At 53.1% G+C, this 26,378-nt stretch carries 30 protein-coding genes; 11 read left to right on the top strand and 19 right to left on the bottom strand.

Going from position 1 to position 26,378, the window contains the following annotated elements:
* The first annotated feature begins 27 nt into the window (after window positions 1-27).
* The gene (locus PUZ33_RS21030; RefSeq protein ID WP_013097615.1) at window positions 28-507 is read left to right on the top strand and encodes an SRPBCC family protein; all 480 of its coding nucleotides are present in this window, start codon (window positions 28-30) and stop codon (window positions 505-507) included.
* 40 nt (window positions 508-547) lie between these two features.
* On the opposite strand, the gene PUZ33_RS21025 is transcribed toward PUZ33_RS21030, so the two are convergent.
* Window positions 548-814: a helix-turn-helix domain-containing protein gene (locus PUZ33_RS21025; protein WP_058650492.1), complete on the bottom strand. Its 267-nt coding sequence runs from the start codon at window positions 812-814 to the stop codon at window positions 548-550.
* 106 nt (window positions 815-920) lie between these two features.
* Here PUZ33_RS21025 and PUZ33_RS21020 point away from each other — a divergent pair, with 106 nt between their 5' ends.
* Window positions 921-1,145 carry a helix-turn-helix domain-containing protein gene (locus tag PUZ33_RS21020; RefSeq protein ID WP_047351880.1) on the top strand — a complete coding sequence of 75 codons (225 nt, stop codon included), beginning with the start codon at window positions 921-923 and terminating at the stop codon, window positions 1,143-1,145.
* Between the two features lie 88 nt (window positions 1,146-1,233).
* On the opposite strand, the gene PUZ33_RS21015 is transcribed toward PUZ33_RS21020, so the two are convergent.
* Genes PUZ33_RS21015 through PUZ33_RS21005 form a run of 3 tightly spaced genes read right to left on the bottom strand, consistent with a single transcriptional unit; the run spans window position 1,234 to window position 3,073 of the window.
* Window positions 1,234-1,776: a 1,2-dihydroxy-3-keto-5-methylthiopentene dioxygenase gene (locus PUZ33_RS21015; protein WP_023621337.1), complete on the bottom strand. Its 543-nt coding sequence runs from the start codon at window positions 1,774-1,776 to the stop codon at window positions 1,234-1,236.
* Window positions 1,773-2,462: an acireductone synthase gene (gene mtnC / locus PUZ33_RS21010; protein ID WP_038980999.1), complete on the bottom strand. Its 690-nt coding sequence runs from the start codon at window positions 2,460-2,462 to the stop codon at window positions 1,773-1,775. The genes PUZ33_RS21015 and mtnC overlap by 4 nt, the downstream gene beginning before the upstream one ends.
* On the bottom strand, window positions 2,459-3,073 hold the full coding sequence (locus tag PUZ33_RS21005; protein ID WP_013097612.1) for a methylthioribulose 1-phosphate dehydratase: 615 nt from the start codon (window positions 3,071-3,073) through the stop codon (window positions 2,459-2,461). Before PUZ33_RS21005 ends, mtnC begins: the two co-directional genes overlap by 4 nt.
* Before the next feature lie 122 nt (window positions 3,074-3,195).
* On the opposite strand from PUZ33_RS21005, the gene PUZ33_RS21000 reads away from it, so the two are divergent.
* Window positions 3,196-4,356, top strand: a complete 1,161-nt coding sequence (locus tag PUZ33_RS21000) for a pyridoxal phosphate-dependent aminotransferase (RefSeq protein ID WP_058681102.1) — start codon at window positions 3,196-3,198, stop codon at window positions 4,354-4,356.
* On the opposite strand, the gene PUZ33_RS20995 is transcribed toward PUZ33_RS21000, so the two are convergent.
* The 3 genes from PUZ33_RS20995 to citR form a co-directional block, all read right to left on the bottom strand.
* Entirely contained in the window at window positions 4,357-4,983 is a 627-nt protein-coding gene (locus PUZ33_RS20995) for an IbrB-like domain-containing protein (RefSeq protein ID WP_013097610.1), read from the bottom strand.
* Complete coding sequence (locus tag PUZ33_RS20990) at window positions 4,968-6,191, bottom strand: phosphoadenosine phosphosulfate reductase (protein WP_058681101.1); 1,224 nt, start codon at window positions 6,189-6,191, stop codon at window positions 4,968-4,970. Before PUZ33_RS20990 ends, PUZ33_RS20995 begins: the two co-directional genes overlap by 16 nt.
* A gap of 171 nt (window positions 6,192-6,362) precedes the next feature.
* A complete protein-coding gene (gene citR, locus PUZ33_RS20985) occupies window positions 6,363-7,262 on the bottom strand; it encodes a DNA-binding transcriptional repressor CitR (RefSeq protein ID WP_062676778.1) in 900 nt (299 codons plus the stop codon).
* A gap of 638 nt (window positions 7,263-7,900) precedes the next feature.
* Here citR and ahpC point away from each other — a divergent pair.
* Window positions 7,901-8,464, top strand: coding sequence for an alkyl hydroperoxide reductase subunit C (gene ahpC / locus PUZ33_RS20980; RefSeq protein ID WP_008501015.1), 564 nt, complete (start codon window positions 7,901-7,903; stop codon window positions 8,462-8,464).
* Between the two features lie 188 nt (window positions 8,465-8,652).
* The gene (ahpF, locus tag PUZ33_RS20975) at window positions 8,653-10,218 is read left to right on the top strand and encodes an alkyl hydroperoxide reductase subunit F (RefSeq protein ID WP_029882129.1); all 1,566 of its coding nucleotides are present in this window, start codon (window positions 8,653-8,655) and stop codon (window positions 10,216-10,218) included.
* Window positions 10,219-10,278: 60 nt separating this feature from the next.
* On the opposite strand, the gene uspG is transcribed toward ahpF, so the two are convergent.
* Window positions 10,279-10,707: a universal stress protein UspG gene (gene uspG / locus PUZ33_RS20970; RefSeq protein ID WP_013097606.1), complete on the bottom strand. Its 429-nt coding sequence runs from the start codon at window positions 10,705-10,707 to the stop codon at window positions 10,279-10,281.
* 180 nt (window positions 10,708-10,887) lie between these two features.
* Between uspG and PUZ33_RS20965 the strand changes: the two genes are divergently transcribed.
* Window positions 10,888-12,126: a zinc-dependent alcohol dehydrogenase gene (locus PUZ33_RS20965; RefSeq protein ID WP_013097605.1), complete on the top strand. Its 1,239-nt coding sequence runs from the start codon at window positions 10,888-10,890 to the stop codon at window positions 12,124-12,126.
* Window positions 12,127-12,233: 107 nt separating this feature from the next.
* Here the strand turns inward: PUZ33_RS20965 and rnk are convergent, their stop codons facing one another.
* Window positions 12,234-12,644 carry a nucleoside diphosphate kinase regulator gene (rnk, locus tag PUZ33_RS20960; protein WP_013097604.1) on the bottom strand — a complete coding sequence of 137 codons (411 nt, stop codon included), beginning with the start codon at window positions 12,642-12,644 and terminating at the stop codon, window positions 12,234-12,236.
* A 266-nt stretch (window positions 12,645-12,910) separates the two neighbouring features.
* Here rnk and PUZ33_RS20955 point away from each other — a divergent pair, with 266 nt between their 5' ends.
* On the top strand, window positions 12,911-13,528 hold the full coding sequence (locus PUZ33_RS20955) for a flavin reductase family protein (protein WP_038418896.1): 618 nt from the start codon (window positions 12,911-12,913) through the stop codon (window positions 13,526-13,528).
* On the opposite strand, the gene rna is transcribed toward PUZ33_RS20955, so the two are convergent.
* Both rna and dcuC read right to left on the bottom strand, forming a co-directional pair.
* Window positions 13,522-14,331 carry a ribonuclease I gene (rna, locus tag PUZ33_RS20950; RefSeq protein ID WP_013097602.1) on the bottom strand — a complete coding sequence of 270 codons (810 nt, stop codon included), beginning with the start codon at window positions 14,329-14,331 and terminating at the stop codon, window positions 13,522-13,524. The two genes, PUZ33_RS20955 and rna, sit on opposite strands and share 7 nt — an antisense overlap.
* A 93-nt stretch (window positions 14,332-14,424) precedes the next feature.
* Window positions 14,425-15,792, bottom strand: a complete 1,368-nt coding sequence (gene dcuC / locus PUZ33_RS20945; protein WP_020685657.1) for an anaerobic C4-dicarboxylate transporter DcuC — start codon at window positions 15,790-15,792, stop codon at window positions 14,425-14,427.
* A gap of 580 nt (window positions 15,793-16,372) precedes the next feature.
* Between dcuC and pagP the strand changes: the two genes are divergently transcribed.
* Both pagP and cspE read left to right on the top strand, forming a co-directional pair.
* A complete protein-coding gene (gene pagP / locus PUZ33_RS20940) occupies window positions 16,373-16,990 on the top strand; it encodes a lipid IV(A) palmitoyltransferase PagP (protein WP_155687007.1) in 618 nt (205 codons plus the stop codon).
* A gap of 190 nt (window positions 16,991-17,180) precedes the next feature.
* Window positions 17,181-17,390 (top strand): transcription antiterminator/RNA stability regulator CspE, encoded by a 210-nt coding sequence (gene cspE / locus PUZ33_RS20935; protein WP_002439184.1) that lies wholly within the window; start codon window positions 17,181-17,183, stop codon window positions 17,388-17,390.
* Window positions 17,391-17,609: 219 nt separating this feature from the next.
* Here cspE and crcB read toward each other — a convergent pair whose 3' ends face one another.
* Window positions 17,610-17,993, bottom strand: coding sequence for a fluoride efflux transporter CrcB (gene crcB, locus PUZ33_RS20930; RefSeq protein ID WP_029882131.1), 384 nt, complete (start codon window positions 17,991-17,993; stop codon window positions 17,610-17,612).
* 67 nt (window positions 17,994-18,060) lie between these two features.
* Here crcB and PUZ33_RS20925 point away from each other — a divergent pair, with 67 nt between their 5' ends.
* Both PUZ33_RS20925 and tatE read left to right on the top strand, forming a co-directional pair.
* Complete coding sequence (locus PUZ33_RS20925; protein WP_058681099.1) at window positions 18,061-18,849, top strand: deaminated glutathione amidase; 789 nt, start codon at window positions 18,061-18,063, stop codon at window positions 18,847-18,849.
* 125 nt (window positions 18,850-18,974) lie between these two features.
* Entirely contained in the window at window positions 18,975-19,178 is a 204-nt protein-coding gene (gene tatE, locus PUZ33_RS20920) for a twin-arginine translocase subunit TatE (protein ID WP_013097596.1), read from the top strand.
* A gap of 81 nt (window positions 19,179-19,259) precedes the next feature.
* Here tatE and lipA read toward each other — a convergent pair whose 3' ends face one another.
* The 7 genes from lipA to mrdB form a co-directional block, all read right to left on the bottom strand.
* Window positions 19,260-20,225, bottom strand: coding sequence for a lipoyl synthase (gene lipA / locus PUZ33_RS20915; protein WP_013097595.1), 966 nt, complete (start codon window positions 20,223-20,225; stop codon window positions 19,260-19,262).
* Window positions 20,226-20,432: 207 nt separating this feature from the next.
* Window positions 20,433-21,386, bottom strand: a complete 954-nt coding sequence (locus PUZ33_RS20910) for a YbeF family transcriptional regulator (RefSeq protein WP_013097594.1) — start codon at window positions 21,384-21,386, stop codon at window positions 20,433-20,435.
* A gap of 291 nt (window positions 21,387-21,677) precedes the next feature.
* A complete protein-coding gene (gene lipB / locus PUZ33_RS20905; RefSeq protein WP_252107856.1) occupies window positions 21,678-22,319 on the bottom strand; it encodes a lipoyl(octanoyl) transferase LipB in 642 nt (213 codons plus the stop codon).
* A 95-nt stretch (window positions 22,320-22,414) separates the two neighbouring features.
* Complete coding sequence (gene ybeD, locus PUZ33_RS20900) at window positions 22,415-22,678, bottom strand: DUF493 family protein YbeD (RefSeq protein ID WP_003858718.1); 264 nt, start codon at window positions 22,676-22,678, stop codon at window positions 22,415-22,417.
* A 106-nt stretch (window positions 22,679-22,784) separates the two neighbouring features.
* Window positions 22,785-23,996 carry a D-alanyl-D-alanine carboxypeptidase DacA gene (gene dacA / locus PUZ33_RS20895; RefSeq protein ID WP_013097592.1) on the bottom strand — a complete coding sequence of 404 codons (1,212 nt, stop codon included), beginning with the start codon at window positions 23,994-23,996 and terminating at the stop codon, window positions 22,785-22,787.
* 139 nt (window positions 23,997-24,135) lie between these two features.
* On the bottom strand, window positions 24,136-25,248 hold the full coding sequence (gene rlpA, locus PUZ33_RS20890) for an endolytic peptidoglycan transglycosylase RlpA (RefSeq protein WP_058681098.1): 1,113 nt from the start codon (window positions 25,246-25,248) through the stop codon (window positions 24,136-24,138).
* Window positions 25,249-25,264: 16 nt separating this feature from the next.
* Window positions 25,265-26,377, bottom strand: coding sequence for a peptidoglycan glycosyltransferase MrdB (mrdB, locus tag PUZ33_RS20885; RefSeq protein WP_013097590.1), 1,113 nt, complete (start codon window positions 26,375-26,377; stop codon window positions 25,265-25,267).
* Between the last annotated feature and the right edge of the window lies 1 nt (window position 26,378).

The following is a 26,378-nucleotide window of genomic DNA, read 5'->3' as shown; positions in this document are numbered from 1 at the left end:
AAGGGGTTCCCCTGAGAGGACAACATCGTGACGCTCGATCCCGAAACAGACTTAAAACTGGAACGCGTGGTGGATGCACCGCGCGACCTGCTGTGGCTTTGCTGGACGACGCCAGAGCACATCAAAAACTTCTTTATTCCTGCCCCCCATAAAGTGACCGAATGCGACCTCGACCTGCGCGTGGGTGGACGATTCAATACCGTTTTCGACGTGGACGGGCAAAAAATGGACAATAAAGGTGTTTTCCTGGAAATCGATCCCGGCAAAAAGCTGGTCTTTACCGACGGCTATACCGAAGGGTGGAAACCGGCCGAAAAGCCGTTTATGACGGCGATTTTGTTGCTGGAGGATCTCGGGGAGGGCAAAACCCGCTATACGGCGATTGCGCGCCATCCCACGAAAGAAATCCGTGAGCAGCATGAACAGATGGGCTTCCATGAAGGCTGGGGGATCGTGCTGGATCAGCTGGTGGGGTATGTGAAGTCTCTCAGACCCCCTCTCCCTTGAGGGAGAGGGTTGGGGTGAGGGGGAGCATACGGTGATAGTGTTAAAGATGGGGGCGTTTTCTTGTCGCCCTTCTCTGACGAAAAATGGGTGTCCCCTTTTCATCAAAATACCTTTCCGGCCATATCACTTCAGGCGAGATGTTGAGCGCCTGAGCGATTAGCCATTCCCCTTTAGGCCATGGCCGGGAAAGCGCATTTGCCAGTGTAGATGATGATAGTCCAGCCTTACGTGACAAGGCTGCCAGGCTTGTTCCGTGTTTCTTTAGCGCGGCAACGATATCGGCAGGATGCCAGTTTTTATCACGCATTGTATCCTCCTTACGTAAGTTCGTTACGGGCTCAATTATCCCGTTTTGGGATAAAAAGACAATGGGAGGATATTCGATTTCAGGATATTTGTATGGAATCGGAACAATGGCCTCAGTTTATTCAGATGAATACCAGCGAGTTATCAATGCGTTGAAGAAGGCACGTAAAGAGAAAGGGATTACTCAGACGCAGCTTGCGGAGGCGCTGGGAAAACCGCAGTCGTTTATCGCTAAAGTGGAAAGTGGTGAACGCAGGTTAGATGTGGTGGAGTTTGTGCATTTGGCAAAATTGGTTGGGGCAGATGTGCAGAGGATTATCGCCAGTATTTAATTAATGTGTGACTGCGGAAATGACCACCAGAGCTGTATGTTCCCCCTCACCCCAGCCCTCTCCCAAAGGGAGAGGGAGCAATTTTCACCTATGCCAGACGCGGATACGCATCCGCAATCGCATCACCGGTAAACTGCGCCACCCAGCCCTCCGGATTATCGAATATACGGATGGCCGTAAAGTTTGGCTCTGAGCCCATATCAAACCAGTGTGGTGTGCCCGCCGGTACCGAAATCAGGTCGTTTTTCTCGCACAGCACCTGATACACCTCATTGCCAATGTGCAGGCAGAACAATCCCGCGCCTTCCACGAAAAAGCGCACTTCATCTTCGCCGTGGGTGTGCTCGTTGAGGAATTTCGCGCGCAGCGCTTCTTTTTGCGGGTTGTCGGCGCGCAGGCTGATCACATCCCAACTCTGATAGCCTTTCTCCGCGACCAGTTTGTCGATGGCATGCTGGTAAGCGTCAATGACCACTTCTGGGGCAGGGTCGCGACCTAAATCACGGTCAGCCGCCCAGCGTTCAAAACGCACGCCTTTGGCGTTGAGCTGTTGGGCGATCTCGGCGGCGTCGGTGCTGTGCCACAGGTGCTTACTGGCGTCTTTATCGGAATAAATGGTTAATGCGCTCATGAAGGGATCTGCTCCGGGTTAATTTCGTCGAACTGGTGAACCTGATGATGGTGGCTGGCACCGTCATCATCACCGCGAATCAGCTGCAGGGTGCGAAAACCGGCCTGCTCAGCGGCGTCCAGCTCCTGATGGATATCCGACAGGAACAGGATCTGCGACGGGGCAATGCCCGTCTGCGCCGCAATATTCTGATAAGACTGCACCTCACGCTTGGCACCAATATGGGTATCAAAGTAGCCGCTGAACAGATGAGTAATATCACCTTCATCGCTGTAGCCAAATAACAGTTTCTGCGCGGCGACGGAGCCAGAGGAATAAACATAGAGATCAATACCTTGCGCTTTCCATTTTTCCAGCGCCGGCAGCACGTCCGGGTAGAGATGGCCGGTAAAGTCGCCGTTGACGTAACCGTCGTGCCAGATAATTCCCTGCAGGGCCTTCAGCGCCGTCGATTTACGGTCTTCATCCATAAAGGTGAAGAGGGTATCGATAAGATCGCTGACGCTGGCGTGCGGAGCGTCGATTTCATCGCGCAGGTTGTCCAGAATCGATTTGACCGGCTCGGCGTACTGCTGGGCGGTGACGAAGGCCGCCAGACGCTCACGCGCATAAGGGAACAAAACATCATGGACAAAACGGATATCGCTGGTGGTTCCCTCAATATCCGTCACAATCGCGCGAATCATATCTTCTCCAGTTGTCGTAAACGCATTTCGCATTCAAATAAGAATTCTAATCCTTCCAGATGACGGCGGGCTTCGGCCACATCACGTCCCCAGCAGGTTAAGCCATGGCCGCGCAGAAGAAAACCATAATTAAGCGGGCGCTCCTGGGCGTAATGGGCGATTCGCGAAGCGAGGGCGTCTATATCCTGGTCGTTATCGAATACCGGAATGGCAACCGTAGCCAGATGCGTGGTCTGCCCGGTGAGGGATTTTTGCATCTCAAAGCCGCTGATGTGCAACTCCGCCTCTTTCACCAGCCGCGAGAGCACCGTGGCGTTCACCGTGTGGACGTGCAGTACGGCGTTGGCCTCCGGGAACAGGCGATAGATGAGCGTGTGTAACCCGGTTTCGGCCGAAGGTTTACGGCCAGAGGGGGCGCGATTGGTGGCGATCTCCACCTGCAGAAAATCATCCGGCGTGAGGCTGCCTTTGTCTTTGCCGGATTCACTGAGCCAGCACAGGTTTTCATCCTGACGTACCGACATGTTGCCGCCGGTGGCGGGGGCCCAGCCTTTGGCGCCAATCCAGCGGCAGGCTTCGACCAGTTGCGTGAGTTGCAGGTTGTCTGTCATTTCCTTTTACCCTCTCGGTCAGGAATATTCATATTGTTTAGACGTCTAAGCGTCTTGATTGCCAAAGACTAACATCGTGTTATAGTGGCAGCAACATAAGTATTACAAGCAGGCACCCCACAATGAGCAATAACGCATTGATTCCGCAAAGCAAACTTCCCAACCTGGGCACCACTATCTTTACGCAGATGAGCGCTCTGGCCCAGAAGCACAACGCCATTAACCTCTCGCAGGGGTTCCCGGATTTTGATGGTCCAGGCTATTTGCAGGAGCGTCTGGCCTGGCACGTTGCCCAGGGGGCGAATCAGTATGCGCCGATGACCGGTGTGCAGGCATTACGTGACGCCATTGCGGATAAAACGGCGGAATGCTATGGCTATCAACCGGATGCCAACAGCGACATTACGGTGACGGCAGGTGCGACTGAAGCGCTGTATGCGGCCATCACCGCGCTGGTTCGCGCGGGCGATGAGGTTATCTGCTTTGACCCAAGCTACGACAGCTATGCGCCTGCCATCGAACTGTCCGGCGGCGTGGTGAAGCGCGTGGCATTACAGCCGCCGCATTTTCGCCCCGACTGGCAGGCGTTTGCTGCGCTGCTGAGCGACAACACCCGGCTGGTCATTCTGAATACACCACACAACCCGTCGGCGACCGTGTGGCAGAAGAGCGATTTCGCCGCGCTGTGGCAGGCCATTGCGGAACGTGAAATTTATGTCCTGAGCGACGAAGTGTATGAGCACATCTGCTTTGCCGGGGAAGGGCACGTCAGCGTGCTGGCCCATCCGCAGCTTCGCGAGCGCGCTGTGGCGGTGTCGTCATTCGGTAAAACCTATCATATGACCGGCTGGAAGGTGGGGTACTGCGTGGCACCGGCGGCCATCAGCGCGGAGTTGCGTAAAGTGCACCAGTATCTGACGTTTGCGGTGAACACGCCTGCCCAGCTGGCGCTGGCGGATATGCTGCGCGCTGAGCCTGAGCATTACCGTGAGCTGCCCGAGTTTTACCGCGCACGCCGGGATCGGTTTGTGAGTGCCCTGAGTCAGAGCCGTCTGGAGATCCTGCCGTGTGAAGGCACCTATTTCCTGCTGGCCGATTACAGCGCCATCTCCGATCTGGACGACGTCAGTTTTTGCCAGTGGCTGACCAAAGAGGTGGGCGTGGCGGCGATCCCGTTATCCGTCTTTTGCGCCGATCCCTTCCCGCATAAGCTGATTCGTCTCTGCTTTGCGAAACAGGAATCGACGCTGCTGGCGGCGGCAGAGCGTCTTAACGCGCTCTGATTATTTGACCGTCCAGGCTTCTGAATAACGGCGGTCTGCAAAGAGTTCCAGCAGACCGTTGATTTGCTTGAGGCGCAATACCTCGTCGCTATCCATTCCCAGTTCCTGACTGATTCTCTCGTCGTCCCAGCCAAGCTGCACCAGCTCGCGGACGATATCGGACATCGCATTGATTTGATGGCGGCCGCGCGCCCGATTGTGGCGAATGGTGGCCGCTATCCGGTCGAACTTTTTCTGCCGCTCTTTACGCAGACAGGTGACAGGCAGATAGCCTTTAAGCTGGCGTTTCAATACCGCCCGGTTGGACCCAATTTCATGCCGATGGAAGCCGTCGACAATTTCATAATGCCGGGCCTCACTTTCCGTCACTACAATGGGTTGGGTAAAACCGTCCATCTCCAGGGATTTACAGAGCAGCCGTTTTTCCGGCGGGGCAACGTTGTTGGGGTTGTAATCGTTCGCGGTAATCTCGTCCTGTTTGATCCACAGCACGCAGTCGACAGGCTGTTCGCGAAAAGGGCTATTTTCATGGATGGCCTGGCGAAAGGCGTTAATGGCTTCAATGCGTTTATCTTCGGGAAGAGACTGAAGATAATTTTTCATCTCGTTAATTAATTGCTGCTGCATAAGATCCCCCACTCTTTGCGTTTTGATTTCATCCGTTCGCTGTAACGCTGGTAATGCCTGGGTTTGTTCGGACTGAATGACAGCGCCCGGCACCAGTAGTCATTGTTGAGTAATACCTTGCATACGCGTCGCCAGGACGGGATATCTTTGGCGCCGATATCGCCCTCCTGAGTGTCGGGAATATCGGCCATGCCTCTCTTCTGATACCAGTGCAAATAGATCGCGATTTTATTGCGGTAATGTTCCGCGGTGGTGTGCGGCATGCTGTCGAGAAGCAGCATGGCGTATTCCCGCCAGCTGAGCGCGTCGGGTTTCAGAATTTTGCGGTGGCCATAGAAGTGATTGTCCTGCCCCGCGTAGACCCCGCCACTGTGCACGCCGTTTACCCGCTCACACATCGCCGCCCAGCGTTCGGGCTCCACAACATGATAGAGCCACAACCCCTGACGCTGCTCCGGGCCAAAGGGTTCACAGATGCGCATATAGCGCGGCGGCACGCCAGCCTGAAACATCAGGTCGTAAAGCGGGTTATAGCACCCGCCCGTTTTCGCAAACCAGGTCCAGATATCGGCGGTTTTCCAGTCATAAAGCGGATAGACATACCAGGCGTGCCCGCCGGGGGCGACGGTGGTCCAGGGTTTGTCATCGGCAAAGCGCTGCTTTCGTGCGTTAGCGATCGTCAAAAAGCGATTATAGGATTCATCGGCACGAATGCCGATCATCATTGCTGCCGGGCGCCTTTTGGCAAACCAGTCGGAAAATTCGCGAACAAAGACCTCGAAGGTCATGCCGGGCTGGTAGAACGAGAAGTAATCTGGATCGGTTACCGCCTCTTCCGGGGGCGTGCGTACCCAGTTTTTACCCGGCTCCCAGCACTGCCATTCGGGCTGGAACTGTGAGAGTGAATTTTGCGTGGTCAACGGGAGCGCTACCCACCAGCATTTTTCAATCACATCGGCGTATTGTGCGATCATGTTATTCACGTGCTGAATGGTACAGGTGAACTGTGCTTCCCAGTCGATAAATAACAGACAGATTTTTTTTCCCATTTTTCGGGCTTGTCGGGCCGTTAAATGGAACATAATGGTGGAATCTTTTCCGCCAGAAAATGAAACACAGACCCTTGGCAGATTCTCAAGCGTCCATGTTATGCGCTCTGTGGCAGCGTCAAGGACATTTTGATTAAGTGGATGCTTATAAATTGACAAAGGCAACTCCTCCTGGAAATAAATACCGGACGTTCATGTCAATGCAGGAAAGAGAATAATAGTAGTGAAAATAAAGGCAGGTAAATCAAAAAAGGCAGATTTTTTATTATCTATAAATGAGGGTTATATTTTGAAGAGAGAAATGGCTGTAAATATCACAGCCATTCGGATTTATTTTTGCGTGATTTGTTCAACAAACGTCGAGAAAACCGAGCTGTTAAGCGCTGAGCGGTTATAAACCATGAAGACGTCCATTTGAGGCAGCGTGAAGGGGGCGTCCACTTTTTTCAGTCGCAATACGTCACGATATTTTTCATACAGGACTTCCGGGATATATCCCACTAAATGCGATGCGCTGATCATGTTTATGATTGAAAAGAGAGAGTCGCAGCGAAAACCGATTGTCCTGTCGGCATGCACTTCCTCAGTCTTTGACTGATAGTGTTTCACACCCGCTTCATCGCTCAGGAAGATCGTAAACTTCTCTTTCTGCAGCTCTTCCAGGGTAGCGGTCTCCTGCAGACGGGGGTGATCCTGGCTGCACACCAGAATCATTCGGTAATTAACATAGGGAACGCATACCATTGAGCGATTGTTGATAGGCGCAATGGAGAAAATTAAGTCTGCTTTACGGTAGGCAAGCAGGTCTTCTGCGGAATCCGCGGACAGCAGCATGTCATGAAGCTCTATTTCATAATTGTGCTCTCGCATCAATAGCTTCATGGGGTTGAGCAGATTGTCGGTTGTCAGAACCTGCGGGCAGTAGATGACAAAATTCTTTTTGAGCGATGAGCCATGCATGATGTTGATGGTCTGCTCAAGCTGATTGAGGTTTTGCTCAAGATGATGATGCAAATTTGCCCCGACGGTGGTGGGAGTGATCCCTTTTCCCGAACGGATAAACAGCGGATCGTTCAGCTGGTTACGCAGCCGCTGCAGGGATTGACTGACCGCGGAAGGCGTTATGTAGAGCGTTTCTGCTGCCTTGCTGATGCTCAGGTGTTGGTAGATGCATTCGAAAATGACCAGCAGATTGAGATCGAATTTTTTTAAGTCGTAAAGATTTGCCATGTTTCATCCTGAGTGTGCTGCGTTGCGTTATCACATCACTGATAACTATAGAAGGAACGTAACCATTTACCATCCTTGATGGTTAGCTCGCTTAATTATGATTGAAAACCAACTTAATATATCACGAACGTAGATTAATGAAATAGAACTTCAATAATGGTTAAGATATTTTTACCTTTAAAATAGAAAGCAGAACTGAATAAAAATAGTCAGATTTATATATGGACAAGTAATTATCACTCATTTTTATTTTTACTGGCGTGAGCATTAGCGGTGATGGGGAATGCTTAGTTTGGTAAAACCTATCACAGCCATAGATATGATTATCCCTTCAATCCATTGCCCTGTCCCGACACGGGTGCTGTAATCAGGGGGCTGTAACGACCTTGATATAAAGGTATGTAGAGCGCAACGCAACGCCAGTCTCACTGGCACTGAAAGTTCCTGTGGAAAGTTCAGGTATCAGGGCCGCCCACCAGGGCGGCCTTTTTACTTTCGGGCTTTTATTCATTGGGTTCACAACGTTGTCTTGTTCGGGTTGTTAGGTATGGCTGATTGATTTGATAAAGCAAACGCATTAGCCCATGTAGCGAAAGTTCGTTACCTTACATCTCAACGAAAACACGGAGGAAGTACAGATGTCTTTGATTAACACCAAAATTAAACCTTTCAAAAACCAGGCGTTCAAAAACGGCGAATTCATTGAAGTGACTGAGAAAGATACCGAAGGCCGCTGGAGCGTGTTCTTCTTCTATCCGGCTGACTTCACTTTCGTTTGCCCGACCGAACTGGGTGACGTGGCCGATCACTACGATGAACTGCAGAAGCTGGGCGTAGACGTGTACTCTGTCTCTACCGACACCCACTTCACCCACAAAGCGTGGCACAGCAGCTCTGAAACCATCGCGAAAATCAAATACGCGATGATCGGTGACCCGACTGGCGCCCTGACCCGTAACTTCGACAACATGCGTGAAGATGAAGGCCTGGCAGACCGTGCGACCTTCGTTGTTGACCCGCAGGGCATTATCCAGGCTATCGAAGTTACCGCTGAAGGTATCGGCCGTGATGCATCTGACCTGCTGCGTAAAGTGAAAGCAGCTCAGTACGTGGCGTCTCACCCAGGCGAAGTGTGCCCGGCGAAATGGAAAGAAGGCGAAGCGACGCTGGCTCCATCTTTAGACCTGGTCGGCAAGATCTAAGTCTGTAAAGCCTGGCGGCGCTGCGCTTGCATAGGCCTACAGTATCGTAGGCCGGGTAAACGACGTGCCACCCGGCAACCCATGGGCGCCCCCCGCGCCCATTTCATTCCAGCACCATGATGCAAGTTGCATTCAGGCCGCCCGTATAAGGCAGCTTGCATGATGACGTTTTTAGAGAGGGAAGAACAATGCTCGACACTACAATGAAAACCCAGCTCAAGGCATACCTTGAGAAACTGACCAAACCTGTTGAGCTGATTGCCACGCTGGACGACAGCGCTAAATCGGCAGAAATCAAGGAACTGCTGGCGGAGATCGCCGAACTGTCACCGAAAGTGACCTTCAAAGAAGCGAACGATCTGGCGGTGCGTAAGCCATCTTTCCTGATCACCAACCCGGGCTCTGATCAGGGGCCGCGTTTTGCCGGTTCACCACTGGGCCACGAATTTACCTCACTGGTGCTGGCTCTGCTGTGGACCGGTGGGCATCCGTCGAAAGAGGCGCAGGCGCTGCTGGAGCAGATCCGCGATATCGACGGGGATTTCACCTTTGAAACGTACTATTCGCTCTCCTGCCACAACTGCCCGGACGTGGTGCAGGCGCTGAACCTGATGTCAGTCCTGAACCCGCGTATCAAACACACCGCGATTGATGGCGGCACTTTCCAGAACGAAATCACCGATCGCAACGTGATGGGGGTTCCGGCAGTGTTCCTGAATGGGCAGGAGTTTGGCCAGGGCCGTATGACCTTGTCCGAAATTGTGGCCAAAGTGGATACCGGCGCCGAAAAACGTGCCGCAGAAGAGCTGAACAAGCGCGATGCGTATGATGTACTGATTGTCGGCTCTGGCCCGGCGGGCGCCGCGGCAGCGGTCTATTCCGCACGTAAAGGTATTCGTACCGGTCTGATGGGCGAACGCTTTGGCGGCCAGGTGCTGGATACCGTGGATATCGAAAACTACATCTCTGTGCCGAAGACCGAAGGCCAGAAACTGGCTGGCGCACTTAAAGCGCACGTCAATGATTACGCAGTGGATGTGATCGACAGCCAGAGCGCCAGCAAGCTGGTTCCTGCCGCAGTCGAAGGTGGCTTACATCAGATTGAAACTGCTTCCGGCGCGGTGCTGAAAGCCCGCAGTATTATCATTGCCACCGGTGCCAAATGGCGCAACATGAACGTGCCGGGTGAAGATCAGTATCGCACCAAAGGCGTGACCTACTGCCCGCACTGCGATGGTCCGCTGTTTAAAGGCAAACGCGTGGCGGTGATTGGCGGCGGTAACTCCGGTGTTGAAGCGGCTATCGACCTGGCGGGCATTGTTGAACACGTTACCCTGCTGGAATTTGCACCAGAGATGAAGGCAGACCAGGTACTGCAGGATAAAGTACGCAGCCTGAAAAACGTCGACATTGTGCTGAATGCGCAGACCACGGAAGTGAAGGGCGACGGCAGTAAAGTCACCGGTCTGGAGTACCGCGACCGCGTCAGTGGCGATGTGCACAGCGTTCCGCTTTCGGGGATCTTCGTGCAGATTGGTCTGCTGCCAAACACCACCTGGCTGGAAGGCGCCATTGAGCGTAACCGCATGGGCGAGATTATCATCGATGCCAAATGTGAAACCAGCGTGAAGGGCGTATTTGCAGCGGGCGACTGTACTACCGTGCCGTACAAGCAGATCATCATCGCGACCGGTGAAGGGGCGAAAGCGTCTCTGAGCGCGTTCGACTACCTGATTCGCACCAAAACAGCATAATAAAAGTCAGTAAGACTGCACCTGCACCAGGAGAGGCCACCATAAGGTGGCCTCTTTTTTTTATCTCACGACCATCACCGGAATGTGGGTGTGACGGATAACGCTGGAGGCGTTTGAACCCAGCAGATGCGTAGTAATGGACGGATTGCGTGAACCGATAACCACCACGTCGGCGTTCAGCTCGCTCGCCAGCTCGTTAACGGCATCGCGCACGCTGCCAAACCGGACATGCGTTTTAATGCGGGAAGGATCGATGGTGAAGTGCCCGACCATCGTTTGCAGGCGATTTTCCGCCTCGTGCTGCAGATGCTCTTCAAAGCGGCGTACATCGGCGGCAAAGCGATGCAGACTCAGGCTGGCAGAACCCGGCAGCACGTGTAGAAGATGAATAATCCCGTCCTGCTGCGCCAGAAATTCCGCATGGCGTACGGCCTTGTCGCTCAGCTCCATCTCAAAAACATCAACCGGCATAATAATTCTTTGATACATACCCGTTTCTCCTTGTTTATAAACGCTGGAATCATTCAACCATAAAATGAATATGGTTTTTGTAAGCGCTGCGGCACTTTTCTGTTTTTCCCAGGATAAATCTCAAAAGCCCGCTAATCCCGGGCAGGTCGTCAGGGAACGCTACCCTTAAATACTTACCCGGATCCTTTCGGAGGTCGCATGAAAGCACTCACGTACCACGGTCCACATCATGTTCGTGTCGAGAATGTCCCCGATCCTGTTATTGAACAACCTGACGATATTATCCTGCGCGTAACGGCCACGGCGATCTGCGGATCGGATCTGCATCTCTACCGCGGGAAGATCCCCAAAGTTGAGCACGGCGATATTTTTGGCCACGAGTTCATGGGCGAAGTGGTGGAGACGGGCAGGGAAGTGAAGACGCTGCAAAAAGGCGACCGGGTGGTGATCCCGTTTGTCATCGCCTGCGGTGACTGCTTCTTTTGCCGCCTGCAGCAGTACGCGGCCTGCGAGAGCACCAACGCCGGGCAGGGCGCCGCGCTGAATAAAAAGCAAATTCCCGCGCCCGCCGCGCTGTTTGGCTACAGCCATCTTTATGGCGGCGTGCCCGGTGGACAAGCGGAATACGTTCGGGTGCCCAAAGGTAACGTCGGGCCGTTCAAAGTGCCTCAGCTGCTCTCCGATGATAAAGCGCTGTTCCTCTCCGATATCTTGCCTACCGCCTGGCAGGCGGCGAAAAATGCCCAGATTGAAAAGGGCTCCAGCGTCGCCGTTTTTGGTGCAGGACCGGTGGGGTTACTGACCATCGCCTGCGCGCGGCTGTTAGGTGCCGAACAGATCTTTGTGGTTGACCATCACCCGTATCGTCTGCGTTTTGCCGCAGAGCGTTACGGCGCCATCCCCATTAACTTTGATGAAGACAACGACGCAGCGGAAAAAATCATTGAGCAAACCGCAGGCCAGCGCGGCGTGGATGCCGTCATTGATGCCGTGGGGTTTGAAGCCAAAGGCAGCACCACGGAAACCATCCTCAGCAACCTTAAAATTGAGGGCAGCAGCGGTAAAGCGCTGCGTCAGTGTATTGCTGCTGTTCGACGGGGCGGGGTGGTGAGCGTGCCCGGCGTGTATGCGGGCTTTATCCATGGCTTCCTGTTTGGTGATGCCTTCGATAAGGGGCTCAGTTTTAAGATGGGCCAGACCCACGTCCACGCCTGGCTTGGCGAGTTGTTACCGCTGATCGAAAAGGGGCTGCTGACGCCGGAGGAGATTGTCACCCACTATCTGCCGCTGGACGATGCCGAACGCGCCTACCGGATCTTTGAAAAACGGGAGGAGGCGTGCCGCAAGGTGATTCTGGTGCCCGGTGCCGAAACGCCGGAAGCGGCGGAACAGCAGGTTAAAGGGCTGGTGAATGCGTTTCCGGGTGGGGTGGTTTAAGACGGTACCCTTACCTGCGGCACGATATAGGACGTCCAGGTGAATCTGCGGAAAGAGGATGCGCAGGCATCCTCTGTGCAACGCGGGTCGCGCTTGTTCAGATGGGATTAACGCAGGTAATCGCCTGCCGCTTCTGGCTGGTAGAGCAACGCCAGCACTTCCAGATGGGTCGAGGCACCGCCCGGCAATTCCCAGTGAATGGTATCCCCCGTACGCAGGCCCAGCAGGGCCGCGCCGACCGGTGCCAGCACGGAAAGCTGAGCGCTGCTGTCGGTCATTTGCGCCGGGTAGACCAGCGTGCGGGTTAACTCTTCGCCCGTTGTCAGGTTGCGGAATTTGACCTGGCTGTTCATGGTGACCACGTCATGCGGCATGGACTCCGGGGTACACATCTGCGCCCGGTCGAGCTCTTCATTCAGGGCATCGGCTACCGGGAGCGAGGCGAATTCTGGTTTCTCCAGAAGTCGGTCAATACGTTCCGCGTCAAGTTCATTGATAATGATGGTGGGTCTGGACATTTTTTACTCCATGTCGTTAATGCTGCGTGTAACGCAGAAACCAATCCAAAAGAAAACCCTCGCCGTCTGGCAGCGAGGGTTTAACTCTCCCGATGATACTGTCTGCGCACGCAACTTTGAAGTGATAGAGGTCACATTCATGGGCCATATGAATTTTCGCTGAAATTTATTCAGTCTGCATTTCTGGCGGATTGCGTTACGCTGAACGTTCTGAATCAGGATAGTGGGTAAACGCAGTTCGCGTCTGCCCCTTATAAGAGAGCGCTATGTACTTTTATCAACCGTCACAGGGGCATGGCCTGCCGCATGACCCGCTGAATGCCATTATTGGTCCGCGTCCGATTGGCTGGATCTCCTCCTGCGACCAGGCAGGACAGATCAACCTGGCACCGTATAGCTTCTTTAACTGCTTTAACTACCGCCCGCCGATTATTGGCTTTTCCAGCAACGGCTGGAAAGACAGCGTGCGTAATATTAACGAAACGGGTGAGTTTGTCTGGAACCTTGCCACGCGCGATCTGGCTGAGGCGATGAATCTCACCTCCGCTACGCTGCCTCACGATCAAGACGAGTTCTCTTTTTCCGGATTGACGCCAGCGGCAAGCCAGCTTGTAAAGGCGCCGCGCGTGGCCGAGAGTCCGGTGAACTTTGAGTGCCGCCTGTCGCAGTGTATTCAGCTGACCGGCGCCGACGGCACGCTGGTTGACACCTGGCTGGTGCTGGGCGAAGTGGTGGGGATTCATATTGCCGAATCGCTACTCGAAGAGGGGATCTATCAGACGGCGAAAGCGCAGCCCATCCTGCGTGCGGGTGGGCCGACGGCCTATTATGGCATCAGTGATGAACACCGCTTCGATATGGTGCGCCCGATTGTGGATCAGTAACCCACTTTATCGATAACAAACTGTTTGCCACAGTTACCCGGATGTGGCTGTGGCGCAAAAGAGCCGGCAGACAGCGGGTTATTAATGGTGCTGGCCTTAAGCGAGATCTGCATTTCGGTCAGATAGGCCGGATTACCATTGCAGGTCAGTTTGAACGCTTTGACGTTGTCTTTGCTCCAGCTTTTCGCCACGGCGTTATCAAAATCTTTACGGCTTACCGTTTTACCGTAGTTATCCGCCAGGAATTTACCCACCGCGCTGTTTTTTATCTCCTGATTCATCCGCACCATGGTGCCGAAATAGGCGTCAGGATCAAAGCCGAAGCAGACGCCGTGTTTGGCGTACTCATAGCGTTCCAGGCAGGAGTTACCGCCAGCACCGGGCATGACGCTGTTCAGCTTTGCGGCACCCGACAGTGATAGCCCGGTTTCGGCGGCTGAGCATTTGCGGCTGGCTTTGGCTTCCGGCATGTTCGGGATTGGGCGGGTCGCGCAGCCAAAACGCATCCAGCGGCGTTCATCCACGCCGCGTGCGGCGATGGATTTTGGCAGGCCAGGCCATAATCCGTGTACGGTTAGATAATCGGTCTTGTTATTGCTCTCTTTTTGCAGACGGCACTCTTCGGGTTCGTTACGGTTACGTTCAGCCATGCTCTGGCAGAACCCGGTTTGCCAGGAAAGCGCCAGAACGTAGCGATCGAAATCGCCATACTGCGTGGCTTTGAGCGGATCCGCCTGCGCGGAGAAGACACAGAGTGCAAGCGCCATGGCGCCAGACGGGATAACGATATCCTTCCTGAACATGTGATTTCCTGATGGGTTAACGCGATAGATTTCTGGAAGTTATTAAAGCACAAAAAGCGCCCGCAGGCGCTTTTTGGATATCGGTCATTTTACTCAGGCTGCGCCAGGAACCAGCACTTCGGTTGCGATAATCACGATGATCAGGCCCACAAGCACCGGGACCGACGTGCGTTTTACCACTTCGAACGGCGAGATTTTTGCCATCCCGGCGACCGCGACTACGACACCCGATACCGGCGAAATGGTACGACCAAGGTTAGACGCCTGCAGCATGGGAATGGAGAGATAAGCCGGGTTAATACCGGAAGAATGTGCCAGTTTTGGGATCATCTCAACGAAGGCGTAGAACGGCGCGTTGCCTGAACCGGTGGTCATCGCTGCCAGCATGGTCAGCACCACCAGTACCAGCATCAGGATAATGCTGGCAGAGCCGAACGACGTGGCGATAGAGATGAGGCTCTGAATAAAGCCGATAGTGCTCAGACCCTGCGCGAAGACGCCTGCCGCCACCAACAGCATCACAACGCCTGCAAACGCATCAGCCATACCGCGATACGCCACTTCCAGGCCAGAAAATACCTTCTGAGTGTTGAAACCACGAATAAATTCCAGCATGGCTGCCAGCAGCATACAGATAACCAGAATGGTAATGATGTGCAGCTGTGGTCCCCATTTGCCGTCAAAAATCAGCACGCCGATGATAGGCGTGAACGGCAGAATGGAATAGAACGCCGGGGCGGTGGTGGTGATTTCATTCACGTCCATCATTTCGTGGCTGATGTGCTCTTTTTTATCGAGATAACGCTGCCAGAAGAAATGCGCGATCCCCATGCCCACGATAGCCACAATGGAAATCGGCAGCGTGGTTTTAAAGGCGAAATCGATGAGTGACATTTCTGCGGCTTTCGCCGCCAGTACGACGTCGCCAGAGGTAGGGGAGAGAATAATGGCCGCCGGAGAGGCGCAGATAGCCGCCGCTGCACCACGGCTAATGCCGACGTTAACCATCACCGGGAACAGGGTAGCCATTAACAACACCCCCAGGCCAGTGGCGGACGACACGGCCAGCGACATCAGACAGGCGAGGAAGTAGGCTGCCACCATCAGCAGATACGGGGAGTTGATGTACTGCAGCGGCCTGGAAGCCAGCTTCACGACCATATCGTTGGCACCAATATGGGTCATGTAGGCGGCAAAACCGCACAGCATCATGATCATCATGCCCAGATCGCCACCGCGGCTCATGAGCAGAATTTTAATGTATTCAACAATGTCTGTGGCGGTATACCCGGTGCTGGCTGCGCTGGCGGGTAAGACCTGGTGACCCATCAGGGCGCTAACGATCAGCAAGGCCAGGCCGCCGACAAATAACACGCCCGTGGCGGAATACCCCTTAATGATGTAGCGTGCTACACCGACAATGACGACGACTCCGATAAGGAGCTCGAAAAACGTAAGCATGATTTCCCCTGTATCCTTGCTGCCCGAGAGCACAAATAATCAATAAAAAAGAAGGATGAGAATGTGCCGAATTAATGGCCAGTCCTTGCTGATTAAAATCAATAAATATACTACTAAAGCAGATGTTAGCGATATTTTTGCCATGGTGATGGCAATAATGACATATGGGTATTGACCGGTGACAACAGTGGAGTATGTCATTTAAATGCTAATGAGTTGTTAATTTATTGATTCTATATTAACACGTTCTTGAATAAGAGGGGAAAAGACTTTTCCTGCCGGTGCGCGTTGGTGAGTGGGTCCGTACAGCGTTTCGTGAGAAAGGGGCTGAGCAGCACGAAAACACTGGCTGTAGAGGCTAATGATAATCTTTATACCTTGCAGACAGGGCGTCATGTTTGTCCTGAAAGCCATATTAATTGAAGGGTTATTTTTACGGTAGGCATTATTAAAAAAGGTTTGAACGCGCCCGTGAGATGATTATTCAACAGGCCGCCGTGCCGCTCTCAGAATATTCTCGCAAAGTGGCTGATTAATTAGGAGTAATGCCGATGCCGTTAAGGCTCCATTCAACTATTGTATGGTAAACTTTGCCTCGAATACTAAGAATGGTAATTGCATTGTGATCGTACGTAATAAATTTTTCTTCATTTTTCTGTTTATTTTTGCACAGTTAACGCTCTCTTCTGTGGCACAGGCTGAAGAGAACGCGACGGATAAGGGCTGGTTCTCCACCTTTACGGATAATGTTTCGCAGACCTGGAATGCGCCAGAGCACTATGATCTCTACGTGCCAGCCATCACCTGGCATGCACGCTTTGCCTACGACAAAGAAAAGACCGACAAATATAACGAGCGCCCGTGGGGGGCAGGTTTTGGTCAGTCGCGCTGGGACGAAAAGGGCAACTGGCACGGTATTTATCTGATGGCCTTTAAAGACTCCTTTAACAAATGGGAACCGATCGGTGGCTATGGCTGGGAGAAAACCTGGCGTCCGTTAGCTGACGACAACTTCCACGTTGGCCTGGGCTATACCGCCGGGGTGACTGCACGCGACAACTGGAACTATATCCCCATTCCGGTTCTGCTGCCGCTGGCCTCAATTGGTTATGGTCCTGCAACGTTCCAGATGACCTACATTCCCGGTACGTACAACAACGGTAACGTTTACTTCGCCTGGATGCGTTTTCAGTTTTAACTGAAAAAAGCTGACAAAGCGGTGAAAAAATGCGCAGTCGTTGATTCATATGGGATAAAAATCCGCCAGCGAAAATTAACGCGACTTTAGTCACTTTTTATCAAAGATCCGCTGGACAAAAGGTCCCACAATTGTTGTACTGGTAACCGACACAGCATTTGTGTCGTTTTTTAATGTAAAGGTAATTTTGATGTCTAAGATTAAAGGTAACGTTAAGTGGTTTAATGAGTCCAAAGGATTCGGTTTCATTACTCCTGAAGATGGCAGCAAAGACGTGTTCGTACACTTCTCTGCAATCCAGTCTAATGGTTTCAAAACTCTGGCTGAAGGTCAGCGTGTAGAGTTCGAAATCACTAACGGTGCCAAAGGCCCTTCTGCTGCTAACGTAATCGCTCTGTAATTCAGACGCGTCAGCAAGAATTTCAAAACCCGCTCACTGAGCGGGTTTTTTTCGTTTTGCATCAGCCAAGCAGATACATCTTCAGGAAGCTGGCAACGATCAGCACGCTCAACAACACCACGCCTGCGCTCATCAAACTCTCTTTCATTCTGTCACCCTCGTTCTGTATTGGCACCAGAGTGACAGAGAAAAATTAAGCCAACATTAACGCTTCGGCAGTTAGTGGGGGCTGGCGGAAGAAAATAGCCAGAATGCGATCCCGGTCATCGCAAAAGAGCCGAGCATATTTATCGCAACGTTCAGCAACGCCCAGCCGATACGGCCTTCCTGAAACAAAAACACCGTTTCCGCAGAAAAGGTGGAGAAGGTGGTTAAACCGCCGCAGAACCCGGTGGTAATCAATACTTTCCACATGGGATCGATGTGCGTCATACGGTTAAACCAGGCCAGACCCATGCCAATGATAAACGCACCAATCAGGTTTGCGGCCAGTGTTCCCATTGGAATCGCCTGATGCAGTGGATTAAACCGCATACTCAGGAACCACCGCGCAACGCTTCCCGTCCCCCCACCAATAAAAACAGCTAAAAGGAGTTGTAACACTGTAAATACCTGCTATTTGATGTGTAAGAGTGGCGAGTTTAACGCTGTTTATAATCAGGAGACAAATATGTATGTTGCGGTAGGGCAGTTTGCGGTCACGCCTCGCTGGCATGAGAACGCGGCGCAGTGTGTCTCGCTGATGATGCAGGCACAACAGAAGGGGGCATCGTTGCTGGTGCTGCCAGAGGCCTTGCTGGCACGCGATGATAACGACCCGGATTTGTCGGTGAAATCCGCGCAGCCGCTGGATGGCGCGTTTTTACAGCAATTACTGGCCGAGAGTGCGGGTAATGACATGACCACAATGTTGACGGTCCATGTGCCGTCAACGCCTGGCCGGGCAGTTAACACACTGGTAGCCATCCGTGGCGGCGTCATCATCGCCAGCTATGCCAAGCTTCATCTCTATGATGCGTTCAGTATCCAGGAGTCGCGCCAGGTTGACCCGGGGGAGTGCGTTCCGCCCCTGATCGCAGTTGATGGTTTAAACATTGGGCTGATGACCTGCTACGATTTACGTTTTCCTGAGCTGGCGTTGAGCCTGGCATTACAGGGAGCGGATGTGCTTGTTCTGCCTGCCGCATGGGTTAAAGGGCCGCTGAAAGAGCATCACTGGGCCACATTGCTTACGGCGCGCGCGCTGGATACCACCTGTTATGTGGTCGCGGCAGGGGAGTGCGGCAATAAAAATATCGGGCAGAGCAGGGTGATTGACCCGCTGGGCGTCACGATTGCCGCCGCAGCGGAAGGTCCGGTTTTACTGATGGCGGAGATAATTTCAGAAAGGATAGCGCTTGCACGGCAGCAATTACCTGTTCTTCGCAACCGACGTTTTGCGCCACCGCAATTATTGTGATGTTTTTTTCAACAATGCTTGATTCACCTTGTTACAGGTTGCTATTGTGTGCACGCGCCAAATGACCGTTAATATGATCCGGTTTTGACGCTGAATGCAGCCTGTTTTAAGTAAAGAAGGTATCTATGGGTGAGATTAGTATTACCAAACTGCTGGTGGTTGCCGCACTGGTCGTCCTGCTGTTTGGTACCAAGAAGTTACGCACGCTGGGTGGTGACCTGGGTGCCGCCATCAAAGGCTTTAAGAAAGCGATGAACGACGATGACGCGGCAGCGAAGAAAAGCGCCGAGGATACCGTTCCGGCTGAAAAGCTCTCTCACAAAGAGTAACGGCAATGCCTTAAGGCTTGCGAAAAAAAACCGGCTCAACAGGCCGGTTTTTTTGTATTCCTGTAAGTGAATATTACAGGGTTATTTAACTTCTTCGCCTTTTGCCTGCATATCGGCATGGTAAGAGGAGCGCACAAACGGACCGCAGGCAGCATGGGTGAAGCCCATCGCCATCGCTTCCGCTTTCATTTCATCAAATTCATCCGGGCTAACGTAGCGCTGCACCGGCAGGTGATGACGACTTGGCTGCAGATACTGGCCCAGCGTCAGCATGGTCACGCCGTGGCGACGCAGATCGCGCATCACTTCGATGATTTCGTCATTGGTCTCACCAAGGCCGACCATCAGACCTGACTTGGTAGGGATATGTGGATGCGCTTCTTTAAAACGCTCCAGCAGCTTCAGGGACCAGTTGTAGTCAGCACCCGGACGCACCTGACGGTAGAGACGCGGTACGTTCTCCAGGTTGTGGTTAAAGACGTCTGGCGGCGTTGCGGTCAGGATATCCAGCGCGCGGTCCATACGACCACGGAAATCCGGCACCAGCGTCTCAATCTTAATGTTCGGGCTTTTCTCGCGAATGGCAGTAATGCAGTCAGCAAAGTGCTGAGCACCCCCATCACGCAGGTCATCACGGTCAACGGAGGTAATGACCACATAACGCAGCGCCATATCAGCGATGGTCTGCGCCAGTTTTTGAGGTTCGTTTGCATCCGGCGCCACCGGGCGGCCATGAGCAACATCGCAGAACGGGCAACGGCGGGTACAGATAGCACCCAGAATCATAAACGTCGCGGTGCCGTGGTTGAAACACTCAGCAAGGTTCGGGCAAGAGGCTTCTTCACATACAGAGTGAAGGCCATTCTTACGCATCGCCGCTTTGATCCCCTGGATACGCGAAGAGTCGGCCGGAAGTTTGATTTTCATCCATTCCGGTTTTCTTAACAGCGCCTCGCGCTCTGTAGCCACGTTTTTAACCGGGATAAGGGCCATTTTATCGGCATCGCGGTATTTAACACCGCGTTCCATCACAATGGGTTTACTCATAGCGTGCGTGTTCCAGTTGCGAATATCGAAGGAAAGCGTTTCAATTCAAGGGAATGTTGTATTTATCAACTATTTTTGAACGAACGACAGGCAGTATATCATTGAAACGGTCGTTAAAGCAGCCTGCCAGGTCGCCAATTTGTAAAATAGTTGTTGTTTTGTGCCTTTTGCCCTGCGTGCGGCAGGGGCTTGTGCTGTGTCAACCTGTCAGAAGGCCTGGCGGATGATGCGGATCACATTTTCAAGTACCGGATCGCGCAGACTGAGCTTATTGTAATGCAGTGAAATCTCAATAGATTCTGCATTCAACTGGCTGAGCGGAATACTCTCCAGCGGCCAGCATTTCCGCAGCAGATGATACAGGCGCGAAGGCATGATGCAGAGCATGTCACTGCTGCCAATCAGGGACGCGGTAGTGAACATATTGTAACTGCTGAAGCTTATCTGGCGCTCCGGGAAAATGTCATCGATACGCTGGCGCAGCGCATGATGAGACTGTCCTTCCGTCATAAATGACGAGTGATCGTAGTTACGCAGATTTTCTATGGTGAGCGGCTCGCTGAGCACCGGATGCTGCTGGCGACAGACCAGCACCAGGTTGTCGGCATAGAGGACATTTTGCCCCAACGCGCGGGCGCTGAAGCTGCCGCTGTCGATAATTAAATCGGTCTGGAACTGGGCAAGCTGCACGTCAGGTTCGCTGATCGGTACATTACGCAGCAGCAGCTGCGGCGCATGCTCTTTTACGGCCTGGTATATTGCAGGCATAACCAACACCCCCACAGAGGGAGAGCAGCCGATGGTGATGGTTCGCTGTTTGTCGTAGCTTCCGGTTAAATCCAGCGCGCCCAGAATCGACTCCAGCCCCTGGCTGATGTACTCATGCAGATGCGTGGCGTAAGCCGTGGGGGTGACACCCTGTCCCTTACGAATAAATAACGGGTCCGGAAATATAGCGCGCAGCTTTTGAATTGACTGGCTTATTGCAGAGGGCGTGAGATTAAGAATTTTCGCAGCGTTAACGATACCCTTATGAACATATACCGCCTCAAAAATAGTCAGTAAATTGAGATCAATATTACGTAAAGTCCGAAAAATTTGCGGCTTGTCTTCGCCACCGGGTTCATTCAGGCGTTTGGCTGGTAAATTATTATACTCCACGCTTTTACTCCGTACACATTCACAACATGAATGATAGTTGAATTTATTTATTATGCTTGTAGAGATTCGTAAAGTGTTGGTTTTGTTTCACTTGTTTATCAAAAACAACCAGTTGAGTGATTATCACGCAAGTTACTTAGGTCCTGCACGCAGCGCTGACGGGAGGCTAAATAATATGGATCGGTAATATTCGAGCGCTTCGAAAATATAGAATCTGCGGATTATTGTAAAGTGTAAAAGCGGCAATTAAATCGTGGCCCGTCAAATTATCGAGCCACAATGTATAATATATTAAGCAGTGATATATTCGTGCGGGGGATTGTTAAGTAGCGCTAACATATTAGCTAAAAGTACAGGACGGATATTTTCTGTTGTTGCCGTATCAACCCACTGGCACATTTGCGTCATTTCCATCCCGGCATAGCCGCAGGGGTTGATGCGCTGGAAGGGCTCCAAATCCATATTAATGTTCAAAGCCAGCCCGTGAAACGAGCAGCCTTTACGGATACGCAGCCCCAGCGAGCAGATCTTCATCTCGCCCACGTAGACTCCCGGTGCGTCGGCCCGCGGATGCGCATCAATACCGTATTCCGCCAGCGTGTTGACGACCGTTTGCTCAAGCAGAGTGACCAGTTCACGTACGCCCAGCTTTCTGCGTTTGAGGTTCAGTAGAACGTACATCACCTGTTGCCCTGGGCCATGGTACGTAACCTGCCCGCCGCGGTCGCTCTGAATAACCGGGATATCGCCCGTCATCAATAAATGTTCCGCTTTTCCCGCTTGCCCCTGTGTAAACACCGGCAGGTGTTCTACCAGCCAGATTTCATCGGGGGTGGTGTCATCGCGTGAGTCGGTGAAGTCATGCATAGCCTGGGAGACAGGCTCATAAGGTTGCAGCCCGAGATGACGGACAAGAATTTTATCCTGATACAAAACGACGTCTCCGAAGACGAGGGACAAAAGATGAGGGGGAGTATATCACAGCGGGGGAGAGGGGTTACCCGGCAAACCGGGTAACCGCAGAGGGACTACAGCACCATACGAACAATTTCGATATTGCCGAGCTCTTCGTACAGCGTCTCAACCTGCTCAATGTGTGTTGCGGTAATGGTAATCGATACCGAGTGGTAGTTGCCCTTGCTGCTTGGTTTTACTGACGGAGAGTAGTCACCCGGCGCATGGCGCTGTACCACTTCAACCACCTGATCAACCAGCTCAGGTTTCGCCAGACCCATTACTTTGTAAGTAAATGGGGTAGGGAATTCAAGCAGTTCGTTAAGTTTGGTTTTCATGTCAGCTCCGGCGTAACGTCAAAAAAGAATAACTCCCACGTCAGGTGGGAGTTATCAGGATACTTAGTATATGGGGATCAAAATCACACTTTCAAGTGTTCGATTTTTAGCCAAACCAGTGATGGAACATCAATTTAATGTAATCAATGATTTTGCCGAAGAAATTGCCTTCAGGAATTTCCTGCAGGACAACCAGCGGGCGCTGATCGATAGTTTTGCCATCCAGCTGGAAGTTGATGGTGCCTACAACCTGGTTTTTCTGCAGCGGTGCATGCAGCTCGGTGGTGTTCAGCACGTAGCTGGCTTTCAGGTCTTTCATGCGTCCGCGTGGAATGGTCAGGTACAGATCTTTGTCCACGCCCAGGGAGGCGCGATCGTTATCACCGAACCAGACCGGCTCAGAGGCAAACTCTTTACCTGCTTTCAGTGGGTTCACGGTTTCGAAGAAACGGAAGCCCCAGGTCAGCAGTTTTTTGCTTTCTGTCTCACGGCCTTTAAAGGTACGACCGCCCATCACGGCAGAGATCAGGCGCATCTGACCTTCGGTAGCAGAGGCGACCAGGTTGTAACCCGCTTTGTCGGTATGACCGGTTTTGATGCCGTCAACGTTCAGGCTGTTATCCCACAGCAGGCCGTTACGGTTGGTCTGGCGAATACCGTTGAAGGTAAACTCTTTCTCTTTATAGATGGCGTATTCGTTCGGTACATCGCGGATCAGCGCCTGGCCAATCAGCGCCATATCGCGCGCAGAGCTGTACTGACCCTCCGCATCCAGGCCGTGAACGGTCTGGAAGTGGCTGTTTTTCAGGCCCAGCGCAGAAACGTAGCTGTTCATCAGGCCCACAAACGCATCCTGGCTGCCCGCAGCGAAATCGGCCATGGCGACACAGGCGTCGTTACCGGACTGCAGGTTGATACCACGAATCAGCTGAGAGACAGGAACCTGCATACCCGGTTTCAGGAACATTAAAGAAGAGCCTTTAAAGACCGGGTTCCCGGTTGCCCACGCATCGTTACCGATGGTGACCAGGTCTGTTTCTTTAAATTTACCTGCCTTCATCGCCTGGCCGATAACGTAGCTGGTCATCATTTTCGTCAGGCTGGCCGGATCGCGGCGGGCATCGGCATTCTGTTCTGCCAGAACTTTGCCAGAGTTGTAATCGATCAGGATGTAGGATTCCGCATCGATTTGCGGAACGCCAGGGATCATGGTCTTGATGTTCAGGTCATCGGCGTGAGCTGCGGAGAGCGCAGCAGCGCAAAGGGCCGTGGTCAGCGCCATGCGCTGCACAAAACGAGCAGAAAAAGTGGTCTTCATGGTCAGAACTACGACATCCGTGATGGAATTAAAAAAAGTGCCTTACTATAGCAAATGCTATTCAGGCAGGCATCCGACTTTAAGCATGAGTTTGTGAATGACTTTTACACAAACTGACATTTAGGATGCCGCCGATACATTACTTCGCTACAGCGATAAATGACTGGAGTTGCGCTTCATTTTGCAGACGCTGCTGCAGGGTCGCTGCCTGCGATTTGCTGGCAAACGGTCCCATCTGAATACGCCACACCGCCCCGTTTTGCTCAACGCGGCCTGGAACGCCAAACTGCTGGCTCAGGCGCTGTTGATACTGCTGCGCGCGGGCCTGATCGCTGACGGCGCCCACCTGAACGACAAAGCCGCCGCTGGAAGCGGCAGCAGGCGCTGCTGCCTCCGCGCTCTGGGTCGTTGCCGGAGCGGTGACGGGGGCAGGCTGCTGCGCGACGGGGGCGGCAACAGGCGCCGGGGCAGGTTCACTGCCTTCCAGCACGCCGGAGGCCAGGGTCGTTGGAGCCCCCAGGAAACCGCTACTCTTTACCGGTGCGCCAGTGCTGTCATCGCTTTGCAATGTGTCGTTGCTGATAGGACGCACTTCGCCTGCTGGCTGAGAAGGCTCGGCCGGCGATGAGACGCTCCCCATGCCACCGTCAAGATTCGGACGATCGGGAAGGGCGTAGGTCTGTTTCGCCACTGTCGTACACGCGGTACCCGGCCCGGAGAGCGAGCCATCCGGTGCCACGATAATGGGGTCGATACGAACCTTGGTATTGTTCGAGGTGTTCAGGCGGTCGGCGGAGGCGCGCGACAGCGAAATCACACGGTCGTTACCGTACGGACCGCGATCGTTAATGCGGACCACGATCATACGGCCGTTCGCCAGGTTGGTGATACGCGCGTAGCTTGGGATAGGCAGCGTCGGGTGTGCCGCAGTGAGTTGCGTCGGGTCGAACGCTTCTCCTGATGCCGTCAGGTTGCTCCCGGGTTCCGCATCATAAATGGCAGCGAAACCCGCCTGGCTGAAACGGGAAGGGTCCTGAACGATTTTGTAGCTTTTGCCGTCGCGCTCATAATCCTGATTCGCGCTGGCGTTGAGCGGTTCATAAACGGGATCGGCGCCGCTGATTTCAACGATTGGGCCATTACACACCGCAGGCTGCGGCGGCGCGACGGTTGCCTGTTGCTGACCATCATCACTTGTGCACGCCGCAAGTAAACTTGCCGCAATGCAGATCCCCAGCCACTGCTTACGCATTCCGATCCCCTTATTTTTATACGCTTTTTGACAACATTTTTCTGTGGGTATGGATCGACATCACGATACCAAACCCGGCCATCAACACGATCAGTGCCGAGCCTCCGTAACTCACCAGCGGAAGCGGAACGCCTACAACCGGCAGAATACCACTCACCATACCAATATTTACGAAGACATAAACGAATAAAATCAACATTAACCCGCCCGCCATGACGCGGCCAAAGGTGGTTTGCGCGCGCGCGGCAATCCACAACCCGCGCATGATTAACAGTACATACAGCGCGAGTAAGATCAAGATGCCGACCAGCCCAAGCTCTTCCGCCAGGACCGCAAAGATAAAGTCGGTATGGCGCTCTGGTAAGAACTCCAGCTGCGACTGGGTGCCGTGCAGCCATCCTTTACCGCGCAGGCCACCGGAGCCAATCGCGATCTTGGACTGAATAATATGATAGCCCGCACCCAGCGGATCGGTTTCCGGATCGAGCAGCATCATCACGCGCTGGCGCTGGTAATCATGCATCAGGAAGAACCAGAGAATAGGGATGAACGCGGCAACCAGCACCACCGCAATACCAATCAGACGCCAGCTCAGGCCCGACAAGAAGAGAACAAACAGGCCGGAGAGTGCGATGAGGATAGAGGTACCAAGGTCAGGCTGCGCCGCCACCAGCAACGTTGGCAGGAAAATCAATACCAGCGCGATGGCCGTGTTTTTCAGTGATGGCGGACAGACATCGCGGTTGATAAAGCGTGCCACCATCAGTGGAACGGCGATTTTGGCAATTTCCGAGGGCTGGAAGCGAACTACGCCCAGATCCAGCCAGCGCTGTGCGCCTTTGGAGATGGCCCCAAAGGCATCTACCGCAACCAGCAAAATAATACAGAAGATGTAGAGATAGGGGGCCCAGCCTTCGTAGACGCGTGGCGGGATCTGCGCCATGACGACCATAATGACCAGCCCCATCGCGATCTGGCCAATCTTGCGCTCCATCATGCCGATGTCCTGGCCGCTGGCGCTCCAGATAACCAGAGCGCTGTAGACCAGCAGAGCCAGCAGGATCAGCAGCATGGCTGGGTCGATGTGGATTTTATCCCACAGCGATTTTTTATTTGGATTATCCGTCATG

The sequence above is a fragment of the Enterobacter cloacae complex sp. 2022EL-00981 genome (genome assembly GCF_028737495.1).
Classification (GTDB): domain Bacteria; phylum Pseudomonadota; class Gammaproteobacteria; order Enterobacterales; family Enterobacteriaceae; genus Enterobacter; species Enterobacter cloacae.
This window is presented reverse-complemented; position numbering and strand designations above follow the sequence as displayed.